The following is a 6,429-nucleotide window of genomic DNA, read 5'->3' as shown; positions in this document are numbered from 1 at the left end:
ACGACAACACCAGGCCCGCATCAGTCACTACAAACGGCGCGGACACAGCCCATGACCTGGCCATCAGTCACGGCAAGCACCGTTGCAGTACTAGGCCGCTCATCAATCGACAGTTGCTCGACCGGCAGATCCATGCACTCACCGAAGCGGGATGCATCCGGATCTTCGCCGACAAGAAGTCCGGCAAGAACGCCGAACGCGAGGAACTGCGTAAGGCCCTCGACTACCTGCGCGAGGGTGACACCCTCGTCGTCCCGTCGCTGGACCGGCTCGGCCGCTCCATCCAGGACCTCATCGTGATCGTGTCCGGCCTGCGCAAGCGTGGCATCGGGTTCACCTCGTTGCACGAGGCGCTCGACACGACTACGCCCGGCGGGCGCTTGGTCTTCCACGTGTTCGCGGCCCTGGCGGAGTTCATTCGCGAACTCATCGTGCAGGGCACCAACGAGGGCCTGGACGCCGCCCGCGCCCGCGGTGCCCGACTCGGCCGCCCGCCGGCGATGACTGACGAACAGGTACGTGACGCACGCGACCTGCTCGCCCGTCCGGAAAACACCGTCACCTCGATCGCGAAGCTCCTTGGGGTCTCCCGCAACACCATCTACAACTACGTGCCCGAGCTGAAGGGAGGCCGTCTCGCGCTCGCCGAGTCGACAAACACGGCAGAACTGCCCCGACCCTCCAGGCCAGCTGACTGATCACCGCCGTTTACGGCTGGTGACGATCCTGCTGGCTTATTCCGTGCCCAGCGCCAGGGCGTACATCGTGCCGGTGGACTGAGTGGGAGGACCGGACGGACCGGCCCTCCCGCGTTGATCAGTTGCAGGTCATGCTGACGGGTGCGTGGTCCGGGTCATTCCGGTAGCACAGGTGCTGCGGGGCCTTCAGGTCCAAGATGGAACCCTGCCACACGGTGCCCTGCCACAGAGCCTGCGGGGAACCGGAGTTCTCCAGCAGACGGGGGTAGCGCAGGACCTCCCAGGACGGGTACTTGTCCTTGTTCGTGTCGACGTCGAAGCCGGTGAAGTTCTTGTTCTTGTCGTCGTAACCGTGCGGGTGAACGTGGAACGTTGCGTTGATCCGGCCGAGATTCGCGTACTGCGAGCCCGGGACGTCCACGAACGAGTTGACCGCTGACACGTCCACCCGGATGCCGCCGTCACCGTAAGGCTCCGCCCAGTACTCGTTCTGCGGGGTCCGGTCGTCCTGGATCACCTTGGCGTGCTCGGTACGCACTAGATGTTGTGGGACATGACGTTGGTGACACGCGCGAGCCTCGTGTCTCGCTACTGACGCTTACGACGGTCCGGTCACCCGGCCCGAAGGTCACTGCTGATGGGCACTTTGAGCTTGCTCGACTTCGTCGAGATGGGACTCGCCCCATACCAGGAGGGGTTGCAGTGCCTGCCTTAGCGATCGCCCGAGGTCGGTGAGTTCGTATTCGACGTGTGGAGGGACGACCGGATAGACGGTGCGGGTCAGCAGGCCGCTGCTCTCCAGCGAGCGGAGGTGCTGGGTGAGCACCTTGGGGGTGATTCCGACGACGGCTCGCTGCAGTGCGCTGTAGCGAGCCGTCCCCTCGGACAGCACACACAGGATCGACAGCATCCACTTGTCGGCGATCAGGTCGAAGACCCGACGGGTCGTGCAGCCTTGCTCCAACTGCATCGAGGTGACGGCGCCGGCGGCCTTGGCGACGCCTCGCGGTGAGTTGACACTATCCATTTAGATAGTATGGCACTTTATTGTGCATACTTCCCGGACGGTGCTGTACTCCACAGACTGGATGTGTGACTACATCGGAATCTGTGGATGCGCCTGTCCGCCGGGCGGCTCAAGGCTCCGGGGCGGTACTGGCCATCCTGTGCACCGCTCAGGCCCTCGACATCATGAATCTCTCGTCGGTCAACATGGCGTTGCCCGAGATGGCGCGGGACTGGAACGCCTCCCCCGAGCAGCTCTCCTGGGTGGTGTCGGCCTACTCCCTGATGTTCGCCGGCTTCCTGATGGTGGCCGGGCGAGCCGCTGACTTGTACGGGCGACGCCGGGCGCTGCTGTGCGGCATGGCCTTGTTCGCAGCCGCGTCCGCGGTGGTGTGGGCCTCCCACTCGCTGGTAATCGCTGTCGCGGCCCGTGCGGTCCAAGGAGCTGGTGCGGCGGTGACGGTCTCGGCCGCGCTCGGGCTGATCGGCGCCCTCTGGCGTGAGGAACCGGGGCGATCGCGGGCGCTGGGAGCATTCGGTGCCATGGGCGGCGTGGGCCTCGCGTTCGGGCTGGTCGTCGGGGGCGCGCTGGCGGGGTCGATCGGGTGGCGGGCGATGTTCGCCATGAACGTCCTGGTGGTCGTCGCACTCATCGCTGGTGTGCTTGCGCTGATCCCCGCAGACGACCCTCAGGACCGTGCCCACGGACACCTTGATCTTCCCGGTGCAGCGCTGGTGACCGCAGGTCTGCTGGGCCTCTCCTTCGCCTTGACCCAGCTCGGCAAGGACGTGGCTGATGGCGCTGGATGGGCGGTCGCGGCTGTTGCCGTGATCCTTTTGGCCGGCTTCGTGGTCTGGCAGCGCCGGGCGGCCCAACCGCTGGTCCCTCCGGACGTATGGAAGCGGCCGAACCTCGCCGCGGCCCTGGCGGTCGCCGTGTTCCTGTACGCGGGATGGGTCGGGGTGAACTACTTCGCCGCACTCCTGCTGCAGAACATCCTCGGCTTCAGCCCGCTCACCACGGGCGTGGCCTTCCTGCCGCTGGCCATCGGCGGCACGCTCCTGCCCCTGGTCGCAGGGCGCCTGGTCCCACGGGTAGGTGTACGCCGACTCATGCTGTTCGGTCTGACCTGCTACACGATCGGCCTTGCCCTCTTCTCCCTGGTCGGCCCCGGAGCGAACTACTGGACTGTCATCCTGCCGCTCCTGATCATCCTCATCATCGGTCTCTCGCAGACCTTCGTGTCGGCGAACATCACCGCACTGTCCGGTGCGGGAACCGAAGAGCAGGCACTGGCCGGCGCCATGTTCAACACCGCGCTCCAGATCGGAGGCGGCCTCGGCCTCGCGGTCCTGTCCACCGTCGCCGCCACGGCTGGTGACGACGTGCTGGCCGGCTACCGAGCAGCCTTCCTCACCGCCGCAGGCATCTCGCTTGCGGGGCTGCTCACCGCCGCAGCCGGCATCCGCAGTCTCCGGGGCCTGAACGGCTGACAGCCGCAGCCGCTGGGTGCCCGGCGGTGTAGCCCCCTCCCTCTGATCCGGAAAGACCAATCATGCATCACCGCAATTCACCCCTGTCCTTCGAAGGACGCAGGCGCCTCGTGCAGCGCTGCCAGACTCGTCCGATCGCGTATGTCTCCGCCGAGATGGGCATTTCCCGGGCGTGTGCGTCGAAGTGGGTGAACCGCTACCGCCGCCACGGCGAACTCGGCCTGTACGACCGGTCCTCGGCCCCGCACCGTCAGCCGACAGCCACCCGGGAAATCGATTCAGCGGTGTCCGGTGTGCCAAAGGGGCCCAGCAGTACGACACCGCAGGTCGAGGTGGTGATCATGATGCCCAGACCTGTATGGACGGGGATCGTCTCGTTCGGGCTCGTCGCTTCTCTGAACTACCGGCGATTTCTGCGGAATGCGTTGTCAGAGAGGTGCTGGTGCGATTCCTTGCTCAGGCCCCCGCATGAAGTGATCGAAGAAGAACTGACCGCCGCGACAGCACCCGGACGCGACAAAATCGAATCGCCAAGACGAGTCCCAGGCTTCTACCGTTCCGGCATGCAGATCGTCGTGACACTGGACTGTGTTGACATCGAAGCGCAGGCGGGATTCTGGCTTGCTGCGCTCGCCCCGCTGGAATACCGGCGCGGCTTCGAGGGACCGCCCTACCTGAGTTTGGTCGGTCCCGCTCCCGCGCCCATCCTTCTCTTACAGCGGGTCGCGGAATCAAAGCAGGTCAAGAACCGGATGCACCTTGACCTCGACTTCGACACCGAGGACCTGGACACCGAGGTCGATCGCCTCCAACAACTCGGCGCCCGGAGGATCTCTCGAGAACAGAGCGAACACGGATTCCGCTGGGTTGTCGTTGCCGACCCGGAAGGCAATGAGTTCTGCGTATTCGTCCCCCCAGCCATTGCTGTCCTAGAGACGTAGTCGCAGCTGCGTGCTACCCCATGGGCCGAGTCCGTCTCCCCACTTCGGCGCGGGAAGCCGGTGAAGGTGGATCCCCGGCGCGTCCACGTCCTCATCAGTCCTTGCGTCCTGAGCACCTTTCCAGACACTCACTTACGGCTTCCGCGAGGTGGGGAGTCCCAGGTGCACGGGCCCAGGTACGGACGAGGAGTCGTCGATCTGCCGGATCTTGGCCTCGGCCCCCGTGAGGCGGAGTTCGAAGTGGCCGAGGAAATCCTCCCACTCGGCGTCGGTCGGGGTCCGGTCCTCGGCGGGGCGCAGGGTGCGGCGGCGGTTGATGAAAGCCCGGTGGGCCTCGATGGTCTCGGTGGGGTAGACGGCTGATGGTGGTGTTGATGTTGGAGTGGCCGACGATGACCTGGGCGATGTGGGGCGGCAGGCCGGAGCGGATGGCGTCGGTGATGAACACCCGCCAGAAGTCGTGGGGGGCGAAGTCCAGGGGTTGACCGCTTGTGTCGGTGAGGCCGATGAAGTGGAGGACCTCTCCCAGGGCTCGCCGGATCAGCTCGCCGGTCATGCGGGATAGCTCTCCCGCGCGGTCCCACTGGAACAGCAGTGGGGCGGACGGGCTCCAGATGCGCTCCTCGTAGTCGTAGGCGGCCAGCAGTGGGATGGCGCCCGTCTTCGGGTCGCGGACCCGGCGGATGACCACGGAGAGGACGTCGGCGAGTTCGGGTCTGACCAGCAGGACACGCTCTTGGTCGGTCTTGGACGGGGCACGGACACCGTGGTCGCGCTCGGCGACAAGCCCCCGGGCCGCACCGGTAACCGCGCCGAATCGTACGAACAGCTGGCCAAGGACCTACGCCGCTGGTGAGCTCCAGGGCGAGTCGGAATCGGCCCAGCGACCTGGGGTTTCGGCCAGGGATACAGTAGCCGGTCGGGTGGGCGAGCCGTACCGCCTCTTCGGCCACCTCCCGGCAACATTCATGCTCGCCGTCCGCAGGCAACGCCACCAGGCAGCCTCCGCAGTTCGTCCGGTCATTTCCGGGGGCGAAGGCCCAGGTTGAGCGCCGATCGTCCGCGCGCCGCAGATCCCATGCCGAGCTCGGGAGGCGTGGATCCGCCCTCACATGACGGCGTGTGCAATGCGTTCACGCAGGTCGATAGCCGGTGCGCTCGTGGCGTACGGCAATGCTTCGTCGTGGAGTTCGGTGAGCCGGTCTCCGACTCTGCGCGAATTGATCGTTCCGAACAGCTCAAGGGCGTGGATCGTTTCCTGGTGGGCGCCCTCGAGTTCTCCGACTGTCAGATGTGTCCGGGCCAGAGCGAGGTGATCGAATGCCTTGCTCCGTACACGGTGATTCGGGCGGGCTTCGAGGGCCTGTTGGATGAGACGGACCCCGGCTTCCGCGCGGCGGGTGCGGTCGGTGCCTTGGCTGTGCCTTGCGGAGATCTGATGGGCCACGCCGATGGTGGCGGACAGTTCCGCGGTATCGAAGAACGCCATGTGGGTCGGTTCGTTGCCGGGGACGATTCCGGTGAAAACGTCCTCGGCTCGGCCAGCTGCGGCTTCGCTGTCGGTGAGGTTGCCCAGGATGGCCTGGAAGCGGGCTTCGAGGCTCGCCAGCATGGAGGCAGTGGCCGGCGAGAGGCGGCGGCGCGCCCCGTACTGGGCCAGATCGACCAGGGCGAGCGCGTCTTCGTACCGTTCGAGGTGGGACATCTGGCGGGCCATGCACTGCAGGATGTGGGCACCCAGCGCCTTGTCGCCGGCTTCGGTAGCGGCGTGCAGTGAGGTGATGAAGAGTTCCTGAGCGCTGCTGTGGTGGCCGGCGTCGAAGCTCATCCACCCGGCTACCGATCCGAGGTCGGCGACGGCTGAGAGCAGCTCGCGGCCGGTTGCTTCGGTGTAGGTGCAGGTGTCGAGCAGGGAGACGGCGTCATTGAGCTGTGCGACGACGGCCTTGCGGGACAGGGCTCCGCCATGGCGGTTGTCGACATCGCGGTACATGGCGGTCACAGCCCGGATGCCTTCAACGTCGGCCGCACCGATCTGTCCGCCCGTGCGCCCGACGGGCGCGGTCATCGGGGATGACGTGGCGGTGGCCCACCGGTGGAGCGGGTCCAGGAGGGCGCTGCCCTTGTGGACGTGCGCGGCGCTGTCGCTGTTGCGTGTGTGCGTGCGCATCACTTCGCTCCGGGTGAGGTGGAGAAGCGCCTGGATGGAGGTGCCGGGCTGCCATGGAAGGCCGGTCCCCTGGAGCAATGCTCAGAACCTGTGGATCGGCCCGGGGGCGGGGTGCCTCGTG

At 66.3% G+C, this 6,429-nt stretch carries 6 protein-coding genes and 1 pseudogene; 4 read left to right on the top strand and 3 right to left on the bottom strand.

What is annotated here, in order from left to right; translation table 11 throughout:
* Positions 1–56: 56 nt before the first annotated feature.
* On the top strand, positions 57–698 hold the full coding sequence (locus ACFYY6_RS36605; RefSeq protein WP_389197490.1) for a recombinase family protein: 642 nt from the start codon (positions 57–59) through the stop codon (positions 696–698).
* Between the two features lie 118 nt (positions 699–816).
* On the opposite strand, the gene ACFYY6_RS36600 is transcribed toward ACFYY6_RS36605, so the two are convergent.
* Positions 817–1,236, bottom strand: a complete 420-nt coding sequence (locus ACFYY6_RS36600; RefSeq protein WP_386610261.1) for a hypothetical protein — start codon at positions 1,234–1,236, stop codon at positions 817–819.
* Positions 1,237–1,326: 90 nt separating this feature from the next.
* Entirely contained in the window at positions 1,327–1,725 is a 399-nt protein-coding gene (locus ACFYY6_RS36595; RefSeq protein ID WP_386610260.1) for a winged helix-turn-helix transcriptional regulator, read from the bottom strand.
* A gap of 83 nt (positions 1,726–1,808) precedes the next feature.
* On the opposite strand from ACFYY6_RS36595, the gene ACFYY6_RS36590 reads away from it, so the two are divergent.
* The 3 genes and pseudogenes from ACFYY6_RS36590 to ACFYY6_RS36580 all read left to right on the top strand — a co-directional run bounded on the left by ACFYY6_RS36590 (position 1,809) and on the right by ACFYY6_RS36580 (position 4,623).
* Entirely contained in the window at positions 1,809–3,197 is a 1,389-nt protein-coding gene (locus tag ACFYY6_RS36590) for an MFS transporter (protein WP_386610258.1), read from the top strand.
* A gap of 62 nt (positions 3,198–3,259) precedes the next feature.
* Positions 3,260–4,093, top strand: a pseudogene (locus ACFYY6_RS36585) (VOC family protein); the annotation flags it as partial.
* Between the two features lie 407 nt (positions 4,094–4,500).
* On the top strand, positions 4,501–4,623 hold the full coding sequence (locus tag ACFYY6_RS36580; RefSeq protein ID WP_386610256.1) for a hypothetical protein: 123 nt from the start codon (positions 4,501–4,503) through the stop codon (positions 4,621–4,623).
* Positions 4,624–5,246: 623 nt separating this feature from the next.
* Here the strand turns inward: ACFYY6_RS36580 and ACFYY6_RS36575 are convergent.
* A complete protein-coding gene (locus tag ACFYY6_RS36575; protein WP_389197488.1) occupies positions 5,247–6,308 on the bottom strand; it encodes a transcriptional regulator in 1,062 nt (353 codons plus the stop codon).
* Between the last annotated feature and the right edge of the window lie 121 nt (positions 6,309–6,429).

This window comes from Streptomyces sp. NPDC001750 (assembly GCF_042892615.1).
Taxonomy (GTDB): Bacteria; Actinomycetota; Actinomycetes; order Streptomycetales; family Streptomycetaceae; genus Streptomyces.
Note: the sequence above shows the minus strand (reverse complement) of the source record. Positions and strands in the feature narration are given on the sequence as shown.